The 19,564-nt window shown below is 44.3% G+C and carries 14 protein-coding genes; 11 read left to right on the top strand and 3 right to left on the bottom strand.

The window, feature by feature from the left end:
• Window positions 1–56 precede the first annotated feature (56 nt).
• The 4 genes from B5F78_RS08945 to B5F78_RS08930 all read left to right on the top strand — a co-directional run bounded on the left by B5F78_RS08945 (window position 57) and on the right by B5F78_RS08930 (window position 5,000).
• On the top strand, window positions 57–896 hold the full coding sequence (locus tag B5F78_RS08945) for a DUF4738 domain-containing protein (RefSeq protein WP_241148261.1): 840 nt from the start codon (window positions 57–59) through the stop codon (window positions 894–896).
• A 514-nt stretch (window positions 897–1,410) separates the two neighbouring features.
• Entirely contained in the window at window positions 1,411–2,922 is a 1,512-nt protein-coding gene (accC, locus tag B5F78_RS08940; RefSeq protein ID WP_022039170.1) for an acetyl-CoA carboxylase biotin carboxylase subunit, read from the top strand.
• A 13-nt stretch (window positions 2,923–2,935) separates the two neighbouring features.
• Entirely contained in the window at window positions 2,936–3,451 is a 516-nt protein-coding gene (locus B5F78_RS08935) for a biotin/lipoyl-containing protein (protein WP_022039171.1), read from the top strand.
• Between the two features lie 16 nt (window positions 3,452–3,467).
• Entirely contained in the window at window positions 3,468–5,000 is a 1,533-nt protein-coding gene (locus B5F78_RS08930; protein ID WP_022039172.1) for an acyl-CoA carboxylase subunit beta, read from the top strand.
• A gap of 150 nt (window positions 5,001–5,150) precedes the next feature.
• Here the strand turns inward: B5F78_RS08930 and B5F78_RS08925 are convergent, their stop codons facing one another.
• The 3 genes from B5F78_RS08925 to B5F78_RS08915 are packed head-to-tail and all read right to left on the bottom strand — an operon-like array spanning window position 5,151 to window position 11,635.
• Window positions 5,151–6,038: a carbon-nitrogen hydrolase gene (locus B5F78_RS08925; RefSeq protein WP_022039174.1), complete on the bottom strand. Its 888-nt coding sequence runs from the start codon at window positions 6,036–6,038 to the stop codon at window positions 5,151–5,153.
• 43 nt (window positions 6,039–6,081) lie between these two features.
• Entirely contained in the window at window positions 6,082–7,113 is a 1,032-nt protein-coding gene (locus tag B5F78_RS08920; RefSeq protein WP_087212198.1) for an agmatine deiminase family protein, read from the bottom strand.
• Window positions 7,114–7,120: 7 nt separating this feature from the next.
• A complete protein-coding gene (locus B5F78_RS08915; protein WP_087406538.1) occupies window positions 7,121–11,635 on the bottom strand; it encodes a translocation/assembly module TamB domain-containing protein in 4,515 nt (1,504 codons plus the stop codon).
• Window positions 11,636–12,006: 371 nt separating this feature from the next.
• On the opposite strand from B5F78_RS08915, the gene B5F78_RS08910 reads away from it, so the two are divergent.
• The 7 genes from B5F78_RS08910 to nqrF all read left to right on the top strand — a co-directional run bounded on the left by B5F78_RS08910 (window position 12,007) and on the right by nqrF (window position 19,458).
• Complete coding sequence (locus B5F78_RS08910; protein ID WP_087406537.1) at window positions 12,007–13,380, top strand: C1 family peptidase; 1,374 nt, start codon at window positions 12,007–12,009, stop codon at window positions 13,378–13,380.
• Between the two features lie 165 nt (window positions 13,381–13,545).
• On the top strand, window positions 13,546–14,898 hold the full coding sequence (locus B5F78_RS08905) for a Na(+)-translocating NADH-quinone reductase subunit A (protein ID WP_087406536.1): 1,353 nt from the start codon (window positions 13,546–13,548) through the stop codon (window positions 14,896–14,898).
• Window positions 14,899–15,020: 122 nt separating this feature from the next.
• A complete protein-coding gene (locus B5F78_RS08900; RefSeq protein WP_087406535.1) occupies window positions 15,021–16,184 on the top strand; it encodes an NADH:ubiquinone reductase (Na(+)-transporting) subunit B in 1,164 nt (387 codons plus the stop codon).
• 16 nt (window positions 16,185–16,200) lie between these two features.
• The gene (gene nqrC / locus B5F78_RS08895; protein WP_013616830.1) at window positions 16,201–16,878 is read left to right on the top strand and encodes an NADH:ubiquinone reductase (Na(+)-transporting) subunit C; all 678 of its coding nucleotides are present in this window, start codon (window positions 16,201–16,203) and stop codon (window positions 16,876–16,878) included.
• A gap of 14 nt (window positions 16,879–16,892) precedes the next feature.
• On the top strand, window positions 16,893–17,531 hold the full coding sequence (locus tag B5F78_RS08890) for an NADH:ubiquinone reductase (Na(+)-transporting) subunit D (protein ID WP_013616829.1): 639 nt from the start codon (window positions 16,893–16,895) through the stop codon (window positions 17,529–17,531).
• A gap of 18 nt (window positions 17,532–17,549) precedes the next feature.
• The gene (gene nqrE / locus B5F78_RS08885) at window positions 17,550–18,173 is read left to right on the top strand and encodes an NADH:ubiquinone reductase (Na(+)-transporting) subunit E (RefSeq protein WP_041584217.1); all 624 of its coding nucleotides are present in this window, start codon (window positions 17,550–17,552) and stop codon (window positions 18,171–18,173) included.
• 19 nt (window positions 18,174–18,192) lie between these two features.
• Entirely contained in the window at window positions 18,193–19,458 is a 1,266-nt protein-coding gene (nqrF, locus tag B5F78_RS08880; RefSeq protein ID WP_087406534.1) for an NADH:ubiquinone reductase (Na(+)-transporting) subunit F, read from the top strand.
• The last annotated feature ends 106 nt before the right edge of the window (window positions 19,459–19,564 follow it).

Genomic DNA, 19,564 nt, shown 5'->3' with positions numbered 1-19,564 from the left:
AAATATAAGATTTTTTTCTGTTATTTTATGTGACTTGAGTAATTTGTTATACATTTGTGGCAAGAAATGAAATAAAAACCAAGAAAACACAGCATAAGAAAATGAGAAAAGTATTATTGGCAGCACTTTTCGCGTTTTTAGTTACAGCCTGTGCAGAGAACAGAAACAAACAGGATGGACAGGCCCAAAACGAACGCAACCAACTTGCTAAACAGCAATTACAAGGTATCTGGGTAGACGAGAACACAGAGTTGCCGATGTTGAAAATAGCTGGTGACAGTATCTATCTTGCTAGCCAGGTTAATACTCCGTTTCGTTTCAGTATTTCAGGAGATACGCTTATTGCGCATAGTTCTGAAAGGGTGACTTATCGTATTACCAAGCTTGAGCCACATGTATTTCAATTCTATACGTCGCAGGGTGATTTGATTACTCTTCATAAATCAGATACTGACACAATACCATTTGGTTATCAGACGGTTATTGAACCGGTACAAAAGGAAGTTATCGAAAAAGATTCAGTATTCTTTTATCAAGGGAACCGCTATAGAGGATATGCCTATATCAATCCTTCCAGTAAAAAAGTGTATCATCCGGTAGTAACGGAAGAAGGGATGATTGTTGATAATGTGTATTTTGATAACATTATTCATATTTGTGTGTTTCAGGGCAAACAAAGGTTGTATGCCAAAGATATTAATAAAGAGATGTTTGAAAATATCATACCTGCCGATTTCTTAAAAATGGCCATTCTTTCCGACATGAGTTTTATGGGGGTTGATTCTGACGGATATCATTATCAGGCTACAGTCAGTATGCCCGATGAATTGTCGTGTTATTATGTGACTATTTTGATCGACAGGCAAAACAATATATCCTTTAAATTGAAAGAATAGCTTTTATCTCTCAGATGGTTAGGCTCTTTTACAGATCGCAGAAACTGTTTTGAATTTCTTCAGAAAGTTTTTCTTGGCTTGGTGCATTCGTCGTTTTCGTGTGTGCTTGGGGCGATTTTTGAGTTCTTTCCGCTGCTCTTCGTCAGATAGCCCGCTATCTTCCTCATAGTAGAGATGCAAGATTTTGCGCCTCTGCAAGAAATCATCCCCAGTCAGCACACGATAAATTCAAAACAGTTTCTCACCCTTGACAATATTTCAATGATTCTTTTAATCTGGTATTGTTGAACCTGCTTTAGCCGGTTATAATGTTTTGATTTTAGAATTATACCGGAGTATTGAATATAAATAGGGCATACAGCCTAAAAAAAAACACAGAAATAAGAATGTATTCGTTTTTTTTGTTACTTTTGCACAGTTTTGGGTTTCTTGTGCGAAAAGAGAAGCCTTTTGCTTAAGTCATATACTAAAATGGCTTAACTTATTGAAAAATGTAACAATAAAAGAATAAGGCATGATACACAAAGTATTGATCGCTAACCGTGGCGAAATAGCCGTGCGGGTGATGCGCTCCTGTCGGGAGATGGGCATTCGTACTGTGGCTGTTTTTTCGGAGGCCGACAGGACTGCACGCCACGTATTTTATGCAGATGAAGCCTGCCTGATAGGACCAGCCGCTTCACGCGAAAGTTATTTAAACATCGATAAGATTATTTGGGCAGCCAAACACCATGGCGTAGATGCTATTCATCCAGGGTATGGCTTCTTGTCCGAAAATTCGGAGTTTGCACGCCGCTGCCGCGAAGAAGGCATCATCTTCATTGGTCCCGATCCGGAAACGATGGATGCTATGGGCGATAAGATTTCTGCACGTAAGCACATGATTGCGGCAGGAGTACCTGTAGTTCCAGGTACGGAGCAACCGTTGCAGAGCGTAGAGGAAGCTAAGGAAATCTGTAACCGTATCGGTTATCCTGTGATGCTGAAGGCGTCGATGGGTGGTGGAGGCAAAGGTATGCGACTCATACATAGCGAAGATGAAGTGGAAGAGGCCTACAACACCGCCCGTTCAGAATCGATGTCCTCTTTTGGTGATGACACCGTGTATCTTGAGAAATTCGTGGAAGAACCACATCACATCGAATTTCAAATTTTAGGAGACAACTATGGCAATGCCGTTCATCTCTTCGAACGTGAGTGTTCTATCCAGCGGCGTAATCAAAAAATTGTGGAAGAGACTCCATCTCCTTTCGTCACACCTGAACTTCGTCAGAAGATGGGTGAAGCGGCTGTCGCAGCTGCAAAAGCAGTTCATTATAAAGGTGCCGGTACCATCGAATTTCTCGTTGACAAACATCGCAATTTCTATTTCCTGGAAATGAATACCCGTTTGCAGGTAGAACATCCTATTACTGAAGAAGTAGTGGGCGTTGATTTGGTAAAAGACCAGATCCGTGTGGCCAACGGCGAACCGCTTCACTATAAGCAGGAAGACTTAAAACAGCGTGGTCATGCTATTGAGTGCCGAATCTGTGCTGAAGATACAGAAAATAATTTTATGCCTTCGCCGGGCATCATCCGTCAATTGACAGAACCCAATGGCATTGGGGTGCGTATTGATAGTTACGTATACGATGGCTATGAAATTCCTATTTATTACGACCCGATGATTGGTAAACTTATCGTGTGGGCCACTACCCGCCAGTTTGCCATCGAACGTATGCGTCGTGTGCTTTACGAGTATAAGATTACAGGACTGAAAACCAACATCTCTTACTTGCGCCACATCATGCATGTACCCGACTTTGTAGAAGGTCATTACGACACCCTCTTTATTCCCAAGCATCAGGAAATGTTGCGCGAGTGGGCAGGACAGAAAGAAGAAGAGACGGAGAATATTGCCATGATTGCCGCTTACATCGATTACCTGATGAACTTGGAAGAAAACAAATCGGGAGCCACTGATAACCGTCCTATTAGCCGCTGGCGTGAATTTGGTTTGAAGAAAGGAGTATTACGGATTTAAGGATTCAATACACATGGAAATACATATCGGAGAAAGAGTTGCTGACGTTTCGTTAGTCAGCAAGGAAGGAAACAAGGTGCAGCTTACGATTGATGGTGTGCCTTACGACGTGGACATTGTGATGGCAGAAAACGGTAGTTGTTCCATATTGCATAATGGCAAATCGTATAATGCCGAGCTCATCCGTAAAGAAGGAGGCAAGAGTTATACGGTAAACGCGCATTACCAGTCATACAATGTTGACATCATCGACTCTCAGGCCAAGTACCTGCGTATGCGCAAAGGAGCCGACGAGAAACAGCAAGATAAGATTGTCTCACCTATGCCGGGTAAAGTGGTGAAGATACCTGTCCAGGTAGGTGACCGTTTGGAGGCTGGTGACATCGTGGCGGTGATTGAGGCCATGAAGATGCAAAGCAACTATAAAGTGAATAGTCCGTGCGTGGTGAAGGAAATTCTGGTGAACGAAGGTGACTCAGTTAACAGCAACCAGATAATCATGACGCTGGACGTGATAAACGAAGAATAACCAAACAATAAGACAAATGACTACAGCAGAACAATATAAAAAATTTGAGGAGCTTGACAAACTGGCTTCCCAAGGTGGAGGCGTGGAACGCGTGGAAAAGCAGCACGCCAACGGTCATATGACTGCCCGTGAACGTATCGACATGTTGCTCGACAAAGGAACGTTTAATGAATTGGACAAATTGGTGGTTCATCATTGTACTGATTTCGGGATGGACAAGAAGCATATTCCCGGTGATGGCATCGTATGTGGGTATGGCAAAATAGACGGACGGTTAGTGTACGTGTATGCCTACGATTTTACTGTATATGGTGGGACACTGAGCACCACTGGAGCTAAGAAAATCGTTAAGGTTCAAGAACTGGCGTTGAAAAACGGTGCACCGGTTATCGCGTTAAATGACTCGGGTGGTGCACGCATCCAGGAAGGCGTGGGTAGTATTTCAGGCTACGCTTCTATCTTTTATCAGAACACGATTGCATCGGGTGTCATCCCACAGATTTCAGCTATTTTAGGTCCTTGCGCAGGAGGAGCTTGTTACTCACCGGCACTCACCGACTTTATCTTTATGGTGAAGGAAAAAAGCCATATGTTCATCACCGGTCCTGATGTGGTAAAAGCGGTTACCCACGAGGAAGTGGATAAGGAAGAGTTAGGCGGAGCTTACACTCATAGTAGCAAGAGTGGTGTGACTCATTTTCTTTGCGATACTGAAGAGGAAACTTTGATGAGTATCCGCGAACTGCTGAGTTTCTTACCTTCCAATAACATGGAAGATGCGCCGAGTATGCCCTGCACCGATGACATCCGTCGTGCTGATGAGTCACTGATGAGTGTCATACCGGATGATCCTAACATGCCTTATGATATCAAAAATATTATTGAGCCGGTAGTAGACGACCATTATTTCTTTGAAGTGATGCCCCACTTTGCCAAGAACATTGTAATCGGTTTCGCCCGTCTGGGCGGACGCTCGGTGGGTATCGTAGCAAATCAGCCTGCCTACTTAGCTGGCGTGCTTGATATCGATGCTTCCGACAAGGCTGCACGTTTTATCCGTTTCTGTGACTGTTTCAACATTCCTATCGTGACGTTCGAAGATGTACCGGGTTTCTTGCCGGGTTGTACGCAGGAGCATAACGGTATCATCCGCCACGGAGCTAAAATCGTGTATGCATACGCCGAGGCTACTGTTCCTAAAATCACAGTCATCACCCGCAAGGCATATGGCGGTGCCTACATTGTAATGAATAGCAAGCCTATCGGTGCCGATGTAAACTTCTCGTATCCTACAGCCGAAATTGCTGTGATGGGAGCTGATGGAGCCGTAAATATTCTTTATCGCAAGGCTACGCCCGAGGAAAAAGCGCAGGCCATCGAGGAATACAAGGAGAAATTCTCGAACCCGTACCGGGCTGCCGAGCAGGGGTATATTGATGAAATCATTTTGCCTAAGGATACGCGCTTTAAATTAATCCAAGCATTGGAGATGACTCAAAACAAGAGTCAGAGTAATCCCCCGAAAAAACACGGGAATATGCCTCTATAAAATATGGCCAATTAGTTGGTTCCTAAGAACCAACTAATTGGATACAATATGTACAGTCAATCAAAAATGAAATGCGAAACATCATTGGTCATGTTGAATCAATGCATTGAGGAATTTTCGCAAACCAATTTTGTCCTACTATATAAGAAACTAATCAATAAATCGACGGGTTAAATCACCAAATTCTTCAATGCGCCGGTCTCTTAAAAACGGCCACCAGCGACGGACGTTTTCACTCCGGTTCATGTCTATGTCCACAACCAGATTTTCTTCTTTTGTATTGCTTGCTTGTGCCAGCAGTTCGCCTTGTGGGCCGGCAACAAAACTGTTGCCCCAAAACAGAATACCATTGGTTTGCCCTGAAGGATCGGGTTCCAGTCCTACACGGTTTACGGCAATGACCGGTAGCCCGTTGGCAACAGCATGTCCCCGCTGAACAGTTACCCAAGCACCGATTTGACGTAATTGTTCTTCATGTGTGTCCGTACTTTCCCAACCAATGGCTGTGGGATAAATCAATAGTTCTGCTCCTTTCAGTGCCATTAACCGGGCACCTTCCGGATACCATTGATCCCAGCAAACCTGTACACCTAATTTCCCGACAGATGTTTCAATCGGTTCAAAACCGATATCACCAGGAGTGAAATAAAACTTTTCATAATAGGCAGGGTCATCGGGTATGTGCATCTTGCGGTAGATTCCAGCAATATTCCCATCTTTTTCGAATACGACTGCAGTGTTATGATATAGTCCGGGAGCACGGCGTTCGAACAGTGACGTAACCAAGACGATGCCGTAAGCGGCAGCTATTTCACTGTAAAAGCCTGTTGAAGGACCGGGTATAGGTTCAGCTAAATCAAACAAACTTGTATCTTCTGTCTGGCAAAAGTAGGGAGTATTGTGTAATTCTTGCAATACGACCAGATTGGCTCCGGCTTGTGCTACGGAAGCAATGTTGCCGTGCAGTTTTTCTAAATTGGCTTTGATATCGTTCGAACAAGCCTGTTGTACGATACCTACGCGAATGATTCTTGTCATAATTGTCTTAATTATATAAAAGGTGAAGTAATTTAATCTTGTTTTACAAGGAAGGGCATACGCTTTCGGGATATTGCATGGTGACACAGTGCAATGAACCATGTTGCTGTATCAGTGCCCGGCAGTCTATTCCTATGATTTCCCGGTCGGGAAAAGCCGATTTCAATACTTTGGCAGCTTCTTTGTCTTTTTCTGGCTGAGCGTATGTCGGATATAATACAGCATCGTTCATAATCAGAAAATTGGCATATGTGGCAGGCAGTCTTTCACCTTCAGCATCGTAAATGGCATCGGGCAGAGGTACTGGGAGTAGGCGATAGGGGTCTCCGTTGAGTGTGCGGAAAGACTTCAGTTGTTCTTCCATTGCGTGCAGAGCACCGTAATGTTCGTCTTTTTCATCGGTACATTGTACATATACAATGGTATGAGCAGGACAAAGACGTGCCAACGTATCGATATGGCTGTCTGTATCATCACCAGCCAGGAAGCCATAATCTAACCACAATACCTGGAACAGGTTGAATCGTTCTTTCAAATATTGTTCGATTTCATTGCGGCATAAAGTATCATTCCGGTTTGGAGCCAGCAGACAAGTGGAAGTAGTAAGCAATGTACCTTCTCCGTCACTTTCTATCGAACCGCCTTCCAATACGAAATTGCGGCAATTGACGTAATGCCCGTTCAATACACCACTTTCATGCAGATGCATATTAATCAGGTTGTCTTTACAGGCGGCAAATTTCATTCCCCAACCATTAAAACAAAAGTCGAGTAACAGTGGGGAGGCATTTTGTTGAAGTACTGTGATGAAGCCGTGGTCGCGTGCCCATGTATCATTGGTAGGGCAGGCGATAAAGTGAATGTTATGCCTGAAGTCAACATTCTCAAGTATTTTCGGATATTCGGGAGCCACGAGCAACAACGGTTGCCGGGCTGCTATTTCCTGAGCCAAATGGAGGAAGCACGATTCTACTTCTTCAAGCATATAGTTCCAGTCTGTTCCGGTATGTGGCCAAGTCAGCTGGATATAGCTTTGGGCATGCCATTCGGCTGGTAGATAAAAATTCTTTCCCATAACTGAATTATTTAGTTTGTTTTTTGTTTCGTTTTTGTTGGGCGACAGGTTGTTCGTCTGTAGACTTCTTGTCTTTTCTTCTGCGAAGCAATATCCAATCGAACAGTTCGCGCCAATTGTCAAAGTCTTTTTTATACATTAGGCCGATGCCTTGCGTTGTCAGTGTAGATTTGGTAAAGTATCGGTCATTGGTCTCATTATAACCCTTTAAGCGGAATTCGCCGTTCCTGGTCAATATCCACATAGCCTCAAAGTCACCTACAAAATTGGTATTCTGCATGGCATTGTCGCGGTATCCGAAATTGCCATTGATAATGAGTCTGTTGTTCAGTAGCCTTCCCGAAAGAATAGCTTCTGCTTCTACGTCACTCCAGCCGTTTTCTCCTGTACTTAGATTCGTGCCTACGTTCCAGTTCTGGTTGTCGATGACTTGCGAGAGCATATTGTTTAATTGACCGGACAAGGTGCTGAATGCCAGTGAACTGGTTGCATCCGATTGGTTGGCATTACTATTGTAGTCGTATGTGTAAAATTTGCCGACCCCCAACAGATAGATAATCTGGGTGTTCATCTGTTCTTCGGTACTGGTCAGGCTACGTACCAGTTCGCGGTCTTCATCGCTAACGGTGGGCAAATCAAGGTCGAACTTCAGTGTCGGGCTGGTCAGGTTACCGCTTAAATTCAAAAGGCAGTTTACACGTACAGTTCCTTTGGTGGAGGATGCGTCTGCTACAAGATCGTTCAATGAAGCCGAATTGACCGTATAAACAGCTTGTACATTCAGATTTGCTTGACGTGGGTTACCGTTAAATGAGACTGTACCTCCCGACTGTAAAACAAAGTCTTTGCGGATGACATTCTGCATACTCATTTTATATATACCTTCTCCGATATTATAGTTGCCGAATATCAGAAAATCGCCTTTGTTATAAAAATTAATGCGCAGGTTTCCCGTGCCGTTAGCGGAAATGTTGTCTCCCGCCACAGGATCCATGATGATGCGCATCGTAGCGTCAGGAGTGGCTTCTATTTGGAAATTTAAATGCATATCAAGAGGAGTATCGTCTTCTTCCTCTTCTTTCTGTATGTTAAGGGGATGGTATACTTCTGTATGGATGTTTTCCTGCTGGCGTCGTGGCGTTCGGTCTACAAATTTAATAAACTGTTTGCTTGTGGCCTCGGCCGCCGTAGCAGTAACATACGTAAATGATGTACGTGGGTCAGTACGTAAAGTGCCATCTACATTCAGTGCATTGTTTCCGCCTCGTAACAATACCTCGCCCGTGGTGTAGATAGTTCCATAGAATGGAAATTCAGGGGTTTCTTTTTCTGTGTGATATACCAGCATGTTGTTGGTATTGAAACGGAAATTATAAGTCAAGTGTTTCAGCTTCTGATGGTTGAGGGCTCCGTTTACCAGACCGGTATGGCCTTCCATATCCGCTATTTGTACGTTTTCGAATCCGAAATGTCCGGAACGGATACGCACAGAGTCGGCGTGTAACTTGAAAGATGTATTCAATATGTCTACTTTCATGCTGGCATCAGCCTGGGCACTTCCTTCCAAATCCAGTCCCGAGAACGGACCGAACAGACGGACATTGCCGAATACACGTCCTTGCATATTGGTAAAAATGCCATCAATGAATGGCTGAAGAAAAGCCAGATTAGTACCTCCTGCCTTGATGTGTAAATCCAATCCTTTTTCTTTAGGCGAAATGTAACCATTAACAAAAGTTGAATAATGTTCGTTCTCACGGATGTCTGCCAACAGGCGTATGCCTCCTAATTCGTTGTCCCATTCACCTTTGATGTCGCCTCTGCCTAATAAAGCATCATTCAGTGAAAAACCTTTCACGTCCAGTCGTGTGTACATGACAGGATTGTCCAGCACGTGATGAAGATGTACACGACCGGTAATCAGTCCGTTGAATTTGACTGCATGAAACTGGATGATATCCATGATGTATTGCAGATTGATGTTACTTAAGTCGACCAGGCAACTGTCTGTTCCCGATTTACCGATACGTCCGTTGGCGCGTACGTATTGGTCTTGATGTTCGAACAAAAAATTACGTACATCTACGATGCCTTGGTCGATGACAACTTCCGAAGGATGTATTTTCCAAATGGTATCATTCAAAACGATTTGGCTGGGCTGTATGTTGATACGTGTGCTTAGCTTTTCTCCTGATTCCGGTTTCTCGAAATATGCCTCGGCATCTATCAGTCCACTAAAAGTGTTAACTGTATTATTCCCCCAGTTAATGGTTGCTTTTAACTGGTCTTCTTTGGCCAGCGCATTGACAGCAAGGTTTATCATTCCTCCTTTTTTCATCCGTTTATTGGTACGGAGCTGACATTGCAATCCTTCTTCCGTATTGTCGCACAAAAAAGTCCCAGATTCGTAATAGGCACCTTTGTATGTAAATTCGGGTGCATAAGCCCGTACCTGGATGCGGGTATGGCTGTCGTCAAAATATCCTTGCAGGGAAGCCGGCATGGATAGTAGCAAAGGGACATCAAACACTTTTGATAAAAGCTCTGTATTGTCTATCTGTATATGGAAACGAAAGTTGTTGTTGGTATCAGAAAGATGCTTGTCGGCAGCCAGTAAAGAAGGCAAGTAATGTTGTACTGTCTTCAGGATACTTACAGGCAACGTGCGATACGAATAATACCCTTGTATTTCTCCTTTTAAAAAAGAGGACTGGATTTTAATTTGCTTCTCACCACTGTTGGGAACTGCTCCTGCCAGAATGCTGAAATGGTCGAATGTATAACACTTTTCCGGTTCGGGTGCCTTCATTATCAGGCTGTCAATGCTGATTCTTCCTTTCATATCATCGACAGAATGTCCTGTAAAGTCTGCCATCAGATTCAGTGAGAAATCTGTGTTTTGATATTTATCTGTAAGATTCAGCCTGTTAGGGTTGAAATGACGGATGGTGGCTTTCAGGTTGTAATCGGGAATAGCCTGCTGGGTAGCGACATGACCTTCGATTTCGATACTTCCGTTCGGGTCATTTACTGATATTTTCCCATCAAATCCTCCGGGCGTGTATTGCCCGTCGAGTAAGATATTGTGGTATTCATATTGTTTGTAAGACAAAGACGAAACAATGCCTTTGATGTATGATTCCGGTTTCCCGTCCTGATAACGGAATCCTTGCAGTTCGATATCGAAAGCTGCATTGCCAAATGTTTTTTCCTGTCCGAGTAACGCACCTAAATTTAACTGCTCACTGATTATTTTGCCTGAATAAGAATGATACAACGCACCTTTCGGTTTATGCATCGTTATGTTAGCCCGCACAGAGCCGGCTTCGGATAGGACAGTGCCATGTGTTGTCAGTTGGTGAAGGTAGCCTGATACATCTCCATTGAAATGTACGTCTCCCAGATGTTTTACAATACCGGGTATGGAATCTTTGTCCGAGAGGTTGTGGAAAAGCCATGCCATCCCTTGGGCATCGGCATCTAAATGAGACACTTGCCCGAAAAGATAAAGGTCTTCCTTCCGGTTCCAATGATTGATCATACCTTGGGCTTTCAGCAATAAGGTCTGGTGGTTTCCGCTTACAAAGATATCGGTACAACGGGTATGGTTTCCCTCTCCATCCAGTGCCAGACGAAGCTCTACAGGACTGTGAAAGTGGCTGAACGCCGGTACGAACATGGATATGTCGGCTGGTGTAATACGGGCATTCAGCCGCATCTGATAGGTGGTATTCTTGGTCAGATGAGGGAAGTGGGGTACACTGTCGTACGCTGCGGTCAGGCTGTCAATGGAAAGAATGGTTTCAGGCAATTGCAATTCCAAATCATTTATGGTAAAGTAGCGTGGAGTAGCAATACATTTCAAGGCAAGTTTCTTTAGCCTGAACCCACTGATTTCATTGAAACTCATTCGCCGGACTTGTGCATTGACCGAATCATTGGTCAAAGCTTTCAATGCAAGAGTGGCCGAAAAATTCTGGATACCGATATGTTTGTCATTGAAACGGTTGGGAGTGGCAGGTTCGGAAAGCACATCATAATACACTTGTCCGCGCCGGATTAATATTGAGTTGATGCGCAAGTCAATGTTTTTCTCTTTCTTTACCGTGTCTTTCGAGGCAAAGGCATCAAGTACGAATTGGAAATTGGCAGGGCTGTCAGGTGTTTTGCGGTTCAATCGTGCATTCAGTCCGAAAAGTTGCACACTGCTGATACGGATTTTCCCATGCAACAAAGATGATATTTCCACTTTGGCCGAAAAACGTGAGACTTTAAGCAGCTCCTCGTTTTCCCGGTCTTTTAACGTCACATTTTGGATGATAACCCGGTTCAGTAACCCTAAATCGATATTGCCAATGCTCACTTCGGTCTTCATGAGCTTACTTAGCTCTTCGGCAGCAAGGTCTGATATTTGTTTTTGGACGAAAGAAAGGTTGAATATGGCAATCAATCCGAAGTAACATACCAAAATCAGTATGATAACAGAACGGACAAAATGTTTTATGTGGATTACCTTTCTCATATATATGCTTTCAGAAAATTAACCAAAAGTACAAATATCAGCTGAGGTAAGCTTTATTTTCTTCTGTTATTTCAAGATTTTTAAAAAATGAATGCCACATTCGGGCAATAAAGACACGGCTCAAGCATGCTTTTTGATGAACATAAGTGGGTGGGTTGGTTCACATAAGTAACTTGGGCTTTTCACATAAGTAAGTCAGTCGTGTCACTTATGTTCGTTTGAGGAAGCTTTTAGCCGACTGTTTTTCCTGAAGCCTCTGAAATGAAAAAGCGTTGAAAGGGCATGGGGAAATATGAGAAAATTGTTATATTTGCACCCATATATCGATGATTTTATAAAAATATTACATCTAATTAACAGATATAGCTAACATGAAGAGAAGTATTGCATTCTGTCTTATGACAATGGCGCTGGCTGCGGCACAGGCACAGCAAGGGGGGATTACTCCTGAATTGTTGAAAGACATCAAAGACAGCTACAAGCCTACGCCATCTGATAAGGCTATTTACAATGCGATGGCAGGGACCAGCATTTCAGTATTGGCAAAGAACCATGAGAATCTGGCAAATTTTGATACGCATTTTTCCAACCGTGTTGTTTCGCACGGCATTACCGACCAGCAACAATCAGGGCGTTGTTGGCTGTTTACGGGACTGAATGTACTTCGGGCACAGATGATGGCGAAGTATGGGTTGGACGAAATGGAATTTTCTCAAAATTATTGTTTTTTCTACGACCAACTGGAAAAAGCGAACCTTTTCCTGCAAGGCATCATTGATACCCGTGAAAAACCGATGGAAGACAAAATGGTAGAATGGCTTTTTAAGCATCCTATCAGCGACGGAGGACAGTTTACAGGCATTTCGGATATTATTGGGAAATATGGTGTAGTACCTGCTTCGGTTATGCCGGAAACTTATAGCAGCGAGCATACCGGACAGATAGCCGACTTGCTGGGACTTAAACTGAAAGAGTTCGGATTGCAGTTGCGTCAAGCTGCCGGGGAAGGAGCAAAGGAAACTGCACTGGAAGAACAGAAAAAAGAGATGATGGGCACCATTTACCGGATGTTGGCTTTGGCTTTCGGGGAACCGGTTGAACATTTCACGTGGACAATAAATGGTGAAACCAAGGAATATACACCACTTTCTTTCTATCAAACTTTTTTAGGTAATGACTTGACGGGTAATTATGTAATGTTGATGAATGACCCGAGCCGCGAGTTTTACAAGTGTTATGAAATCGATTACGACCGTCATACTTACGATGGGCGTAACTGGACGTATGTGAATCTGCCGATAGAAGACATCAAGGAAATGGCTGTCCGTTCGATTAAGGATAGTACGATGATGTATTTCTCGTGTGATGTGGCAAAATTTCTTGACAGCAAGCGCGGTACACTCGACTTGAACAATTACGATTATGCTTCTTTGATGGGCACCTCATTCGGAATGAATAAAAAACAGCGTATCCAGACTTTTGCAAGTGGTTCAAGCCACGCCATGACCCTGATGGCGGTAGACCTTGATGCCAACGGCAAACCGAAGAAATGGATGGTCGAAAACAGTTGGGGCGCAGAAGCCGGTTATCACGGACATCTTATCATGACTGATGAATGGTTTGACGAATATATGTTCCGGCTGGTAGTAGAAAAGAAATACGTGCCGGAAAGTGTACTGGACATCTTGAAACAAAAGCCTGTCCTTCTTCCGGCATGGGACCCGATGTTTGCCGAAGAATACTGATTTTGTATTCTTTACATTACAAAATAGCGGTTTATTCGTGATAAGACGTTGTTTGCTTGCTTGAATAAGGAAATATTTCTGTAATCGGGCAAGCAAACTTTCTTCGTTGCCCTATTATTGTGTAAATTTGTCGCGAACTTAGAATATTCATTTTATACCTGATATATGGCTAATCTAATCAAATTACGTAAAGGCTTAAACATAAACCTGAAAGGAAAAGCTGCTACGGAACTGATGAGCGTGAAAGAACCGGGATTTTATGCATTGTGTCCTGATGATTTTACGGGAGTCATCCCGAAAGTGGTGGTGAAAGAACAGGAGTATGTAATGGCTGGAGGGCCCTTGTTTATTGACAAGAATCACCCAGAGATGAAATTTGTTTCGCCCGTAAGTGGCGTAGTAACGAGTGTGGAACGCGGCGCACGCCGTAAAGTGATGAGTATCACAGTAGAAGCAGCCGCAGAACAAGACTATGAAGAATTCGGGAAACAAGATGTAACCCGTATGGATGGAACTGCCGTAAAAGAACTGTTGCTGAATGCAGGTTTGTTTGCATTCATCCGCCAACGCCCGTATGATGTAATTGCCGACCCGACAATTGCACCACGGGCGATTTTCGTATCGGCTTTCGATTCGAATCCGTTGGCACCAGACTTTGAGTTCGCGTTGAAAGGAGAGGAGGCGAATTTCCAAACCGGGCTGGATGCTTTGGCTAAGATAGCCGGCGTGTATCTCAGCATCAGCGCAAGCCAGCAGGCTAAGGCATTGACTCAAGCGAAAGGCGTTACATTGACCGTATTCGAAGGCCCGCATCCGGCAGGTAATGTCGGTGTGCAAATCAATCACATCGCTCCGGTAAATAAGGGCGAGACCGTATGGACGGTTGATCCGCAAGCGGTTATCTTTATCGGCCGCCTGATGAATACGGGCAGGGTGGATTTGACCCGTACCGTTGCCATCACGGGTTCGGAAGTGAAGAAGCCGGCATATTGCAAATTGAAGATAGGAGCGATGCTGACCGATGTGCTTGCCGGTAATATTAATAAGGAGAGGGAAGTGCGTTGTATCAGTGGCAACGTCTTGACCGGGAAGAAAATTCCTGTAAACGGATTTTTAGGAGCCTTTCATTCGCAGCTCACCGTGATACCGGAAGGTAATGACGTGCACGAAATGCTGGGCTGGATAATGCCTCGTCTGAATGATTATAGTACCAGCCATTCGTATTTCAACTGGCTGATGGGCAAAAAGAAAGAGTATGTTCTGGATGCCCGTGTGAAAGGTGGAGAACGTCACATGATCATGTCTAACGAGTATGACAAAGTCCTTCCGATGGATATTCTGCCCGAATACTTGATAAAGGCAATTATCGCGGGCGATATCGATCGTATGGAAGAACTGGGCATATACGAGGTCGCCCCCGAAGACTTTGCTCTTTGTGAATTTGTCTGCTCATCAAAGATGGAGCTTCAGCGTATTGTCCGCGAAGGATTGGATATGCTTCGTAAGGAAATGTGTTAATTGATATGGCTTTTTGAGTTTTTAAGTTCTTAAGTTTTTTAAGTTGTAGCTGATTTGCAGGCAGCGATGGACAAACCAACAAACTAACAAACTCAAAAACTAATAAACTAATAAACTTTAATATGAACGCATTAAGAAATTATCTGGATAAGATAAAGCCAAACTTTGAAGAGGGAGGCAAATACCATGCTTTTCGTTCTGTATTCGAAGGTTTCGAGACATTTTTGTTTGTCCCGAATGCCACATCGAAGACGGGAACGCACATTCACGATGCGATAGATAGCAAACGTATCATGTCGTTCGTGGTCATTGCTCTGATGCCGGCATTGTTGTTCGGTATGTACAATGTAGGGTATCAGCATTTTCATGCTACCGGTGCTGAAGGAAATTTCATCGAAATGTTCGGTTATGGTTTTCTGGCCGTGTTGCCCAAGATTATTGTTTCCTATGTAGTGGGACTAGGCATTGAATTCATTGTTGCCCAATGGAAAAAAGAAGAAATCCAGGAAGGATTTCTAGTGACAGGTATGCTGATTCCCATGATTGTTCCGGTAGATTGTCCGTTGTGGATGCTTGCTATCGCTACAGCATTCTCGGTCATATTCTGTAAAGAAGTGTTTGGAGGGACAGGCATGAATGTTTTCAATCCGGCTTTGATAACCCGTGCCTTTCTTTTCTTTGCATATCCTACCAAGATGTCGGGCGACACCGTATGGGTTTCGGGTGATAGCATCTTCGGTCTGGGTAAGACTGTGGATGGGTTGACGGCGGCTACTCCGTTAGGCGTGGCTAAGGTTGCCGAGTGCCCTGCTTTCTCGTGGGATATGGTGACCGGTCTGATTCCTGGCTCTATCGGCGAGACTAGCGTGATTGCCATCGCCATTGGTGCCGTTATCCTGCTATGGTCGGGAGTGGCAAGCTGGAAAACGATGCTGTCCGTATTCGTAGGTGGTGCACTTATGGGTTGGGTATTCAATACGTGGGGACCGGATACCGCCATTGCCCACATGCCTTGGTACGAACATTTGTGTTTGGGAGGCTTCTGTTTTGGTGCTGTGTTTATGGCTACCGATCCGGTTACCTCTTCGCGTACCGAAAACGGCAAGTTCGTTTACGGTTTCCTGATAGGTGCGATGGCTATCATTATCCGTGTGCTTAATCCGGGTTATCCCGAAGGTATGATGCTGGCTATCCTGTTGATGAATATTTTTGCACCGCTGATTGACTATGTTGTCGTGCAGAACAATATCTCACGCCGTGCCAAACGTGCAATGTCTAACAATTAAAAAAACCGGAAGAACAATGAATACCAATAGTAATTCATATACTATCATTTATGCTTCGGTATTGGTTATTATCGTAGCGTTTTTGCTGGCTTTCGTCAACTCTTCTTTGCGCGAACTGCAAGGAAAGAACGTTGAGTTGGATACGAAGAAACAGATTCTTTCTTCACTGGGCATTCGCGATGTGCAGAATCCCGAAGCCAAGTTTGCCGAGGTGGTGAAGGAAGATATGCTGGTGGCTGAAGACGGTTCGCTGAAACCGTATGAAGGCGCTTTTGTCACCGGATATGAGAAAGCATATAAAGAAAAAGGAGAAGCTCATCTCTTTGTCTGTGAAGTGGACGGGGAAACAAAGTATGTTATTCCTGTTTACGGTGCCGGCCTTTGGGGTGCCATCTGGGGATATGTGGCGCTGAACGAAGACAAGAATACCGTGTATGGCACTTATTTCTCGCATGCTTCGGAGACTCCGGGCTTGGGTGCGGAAATCGCTACCGAGCATTTCCAAAACGAGTTTAAAGACAAGAAAGTCATGGACGGTTCTGTGGTTGGTCTGGATGTCGTGAAGAACGGGAAGGTTGAGAAGCCGGAATTCCAGGTGGATGGAATCTCAGGCGGTACAATCACTTCGGTAGCGGTAGGCCAGATGTTAAAGAGCTGCATGGGTCATTATACCAATTTTTTAACTACTAAATAAGGAGGACGAATATCATGGGAAGTTTATTTTCAGCTAAGAATAAAGAGGTATTTTCTACTCCGATAAGCATGAACAATCCGGTAACGGTTCAGGTATTGGGTATCTGTTCTGCACTCGCCGTAACCTCTAAGTTGGAACCGGCTATCGTAATGGGTCTTTCCGTGACGATTATTACGGCATTTTCCAACGTTGTCATTTCATTGATTCGCAAAACGATTCCGAACCGTATCCGTATCATCGTCCAGCTGGTAGTGGTTGCCGCTTTGGTGACAATCGTAAGCGAAGTGTTGAAGGCATTTGCATACGATGTCAGTGTGCAATTATCCGTTTACGTAGGTCTGATTATTACGAATTGTATCTTGATGGGGCGTCTTGAAGCGTTTGCGATGGCAAACGGCCCGTGGGAATCTTGTCTGGACGGTCTGGGCAATGGCTTAGGCTATGCCAAGATTTTGATTATCGTGGCGTTTATCCGTGAACTTTTGGGCTCAGGTACATTGTTAGGCTACAATATATTGAATTACGATGCCATTAAGGAGGCGGGATATGTGAACAATGGCTTGATGTTGATGCCGCCTATGGCATTGATTATCGTGGCTTGCCTGATATGGTACCAGCGTGCGAAACATCCCGAATTACAAGAAAAGGAATAATAAGGAAAGGTAATGATTATGGAACATTTTATAAGTTTATTGGTCCGTTCAATCTTTGTGGACAATATGATTTTTGCATTCTTTCTGGGTATGTGTTCGTATCTGGCTGTGTCGAAGAATGTAAAAACTGCCCTCGGGTTAGGTATTGCCGTTACGTTCGTATTGGTTGTGACTTTACCGGTCAACTATCTGCTTCAGACCAAAGTGCTTGCGGCAGACGGTATCTTGGGCATTGATTTAAGTTTTTTGAGCTTCATCCTCTTTATTGCCGTTATTGCTGCCATCACCCAGTTGGTAGAAATGGTTGTAGAGCGTTTCAGCCCTTCATTGTATGCTTCATTGGGTATCTTCTTGCCTTTGATTGCCGTGAATTGTGCGATTATGGGTGCGTCTTTGTTTATGCAGCAACGCATTGGCTTGGGAGAGTCTGACCCGAAATTTATCGGCAATGTATGGGATTCTGTTTCATACGCCTTGGGGTCGGGTATAGGCTGGCTGCTGGCAATTGTGGGCCTGGCTGCCATCCGCGAGAAAATGGCTTACTCCAATGTGCCTGCCCCGTTGAAGGGCTTGGGCATCACTTTCATTACAGTAGGCTTGATGGCTATGGCATTTATGTGTTTCTCAGGTTTGAACATCTAATAAGGAAAGGAATAAGACAATGGACATGAATTTTATATTAGCAAGCATTGGAGTATTCCTGGTGACTATTCTGGTGTTGGTCATCATTTTGTTGGTGGCGAAAAAGTTCTTGGTAACTTCGGGTAAGGTAAAACTGACCATTAACGGAGAAAACCAGTTGGAAGTGGAGTCTGGTTCGACATTGCTGAACACCTTGGCTGTAAACAATATATTCTTGTCATCGGCTTGTGGCGGGAAAGGGTCTTGCGGACAATGCAAGTGCCAGGTTTTGGAAGGCGGGGGAGAAATCCTTCCTTCGGAAGTAGGGCATTTCAGCCGTAAGCAGCAGAAAGACCATTGGCGTTTGGGATGTCAGGTGAAAGTGAAAGGCGATATGGCTATCAAAGTGCCTGAATCGGTCTTGGGTGTGAAGGAATACGAATGTACCGTTATTTCGAACAAGAATGTGGCAACATTCATCAAGGAATTCAAGGTGCAATTGCCTGCCGGCGCACACATGGACTTCATCCCCGGTTCGTATGCACAGATTAAGATTCCGGCATTTACGATGGATTACGACAAGGATATTGATAAGTCATTGATCGGTGATGAATATTTGCCTGCATGGAAGAAGTTCAATATGTTTTCGTTGAAGTGTGTAAATACGGAGCCTACCATTCGTGCTTATTCAATGGCGAACTATCCGGCAGAGGGTGATGTATTCATGTTGACGGTCCGTATTGCCACGCCTCCGTTCAAGCCCGACCGCAGTGGTTTTATGGACGTGAATCCGGGTATCGCATCTTCTTACATCTTTACGCTGAAGCCGGGTGACAAGGTGCTGATGAGTGGTCCTTATGGAGATTTCCACCCGATATTCGATTCGAAGAAAGAAATGATTTGGGTAGGAGGTGGTGCCGGTATGGCTCCGTTGCGTGCACAAATTATGCACATGACCCGCACACTGAACACACGCGACCGTGAAATGCATTATTTCTATGGCGCCCGTGCATTGAATGAAGTGTTCTATTTGCAAGATTTCCTGCAACTGGAAAAAGATTTCTCGAACTTCCATTTCCATTTGGCACTTGACCGTCCTGACCCTGCTGCCGATGCCGCAGGCGTAAAATACACTCCGGGCTTCGTGCATCAGGTGATGTATGAAACTTACTTGAAGAATCACGAGGCACCCGAAGACATTGAGTACTATATGTGCGGTCCGGGTCCGATGTCGAAAGCTGTCGTCAACATGTTGGATAGCTTGGGAGTGGATTCATCTTCTATTATGTACGACAATTTCGGATAAGAAGCTGTTTTGAATTTATCGTGCGATGATTTGGGATGAGTTTTTGAGGCATTTTCGCTTCTGTGATGAGGAAGATAGCGGGCTATCTGACGAAGAACAGAAGCGG

This window comes from Bacteroides sp. An279 (assembly GCF_002159615.1).
In the GTDB taxonomy this organism is placed as follows: domain Bacteria; phylum Bacteroidota; class Bacteroidia; order Bacteroidales; family Bacteroidaceae; genus Phocaeicola; species Phocaeicola intestinalis.
Note: the sequence above shows the minus strand (reverse complement) of the source record. Positions and strands in the feature narration are given on the sequence as shown.

Coding starts and splice junctions, on each gene's coding strand:
- accC (WP_022039170.1), top strand. CDS start 1,411: ATGATACACAAAGTATTGATCGCTAACCGTGGCGAAATAGCCGTGCGG.
- B5F78_RS08935 (WP_022039171.1), top strand. CDS start 2,936: ATGGAAATACATATCGGAGAAAGAGTTGCTGACGTTTCGTTAGTCAGC.
- B5F78_RS08930 (WP_022039172.1), top strand. CDS start 3,468: ATGACTACAGCAGAACAATATAAAAAATTTGAGGAGCTTGACAAACTG.
- B5F78_RS08925 (WP_022039174.1), bottom strand. CDS start 6,038: ATGACAAGAATCATTCGCGTAGGTATCGTACAACAGGCTTGTTCGAAC.
- B5F78_RS08920 (WP_087212198.1), bottom strand. CDS start 7,113: ATGGGAAAGAATTTTTATCTACCAGCCGAATGGCATGCCCAAAGCTAT.
- B5F78_RS08915 (WP_087406538.1), bottom strand. CDS start 11,635: ATGAGAAAGGTAATCCACATAAAACATTTTGTCCGTTCTGTTATCATA.
- B5F78_RS08910 (WP_087406537.1), top strand. CDS start 12,007: ATGAAGAGAAGTATTGCATTCTGTCTTATGACAATGGCGCTGGCTGCG.
- B5F78_RS08905 (WP_087406536.1), top strand. CDS start 13,546: ATGGCTAATCTAATCAAATTACGTAAAGGCTTAAACATAAACCTGAAA.
- B5F78_RS08900 (WP_087406535.1), top strand. CDS start 15,021: ATGAACGCATTAAGAAATTATCTGGATAAGATAAAGCCAAACTTTGAA.
- nqrC (WP_013616830.1), top strand. CDS start 16,201: ATGAATACCAATAGTAATTCATATACTATCATTTATGCTTCGGTATTG.
- B5F78_RS08890 (WP_013616829.1), top strand. CDS start 16,893: ATGGGAAGTTTATTTTCAGCTAAGAATAAAGAGGTATTTTCTACTCCG.
- nqrE (WP_041584217.1), top strand. CDS start 17,550: ATGGAACATTTTATAAGTTTATTGGTCCGTTCAATCTTTGTGGACAAT.
- nqrF (WP_087406534.1), top strand. CDS start 18,193: ATGGACATGAATTTTATATTAGCAAGCATTGGAGTATTCCTGGTGACT.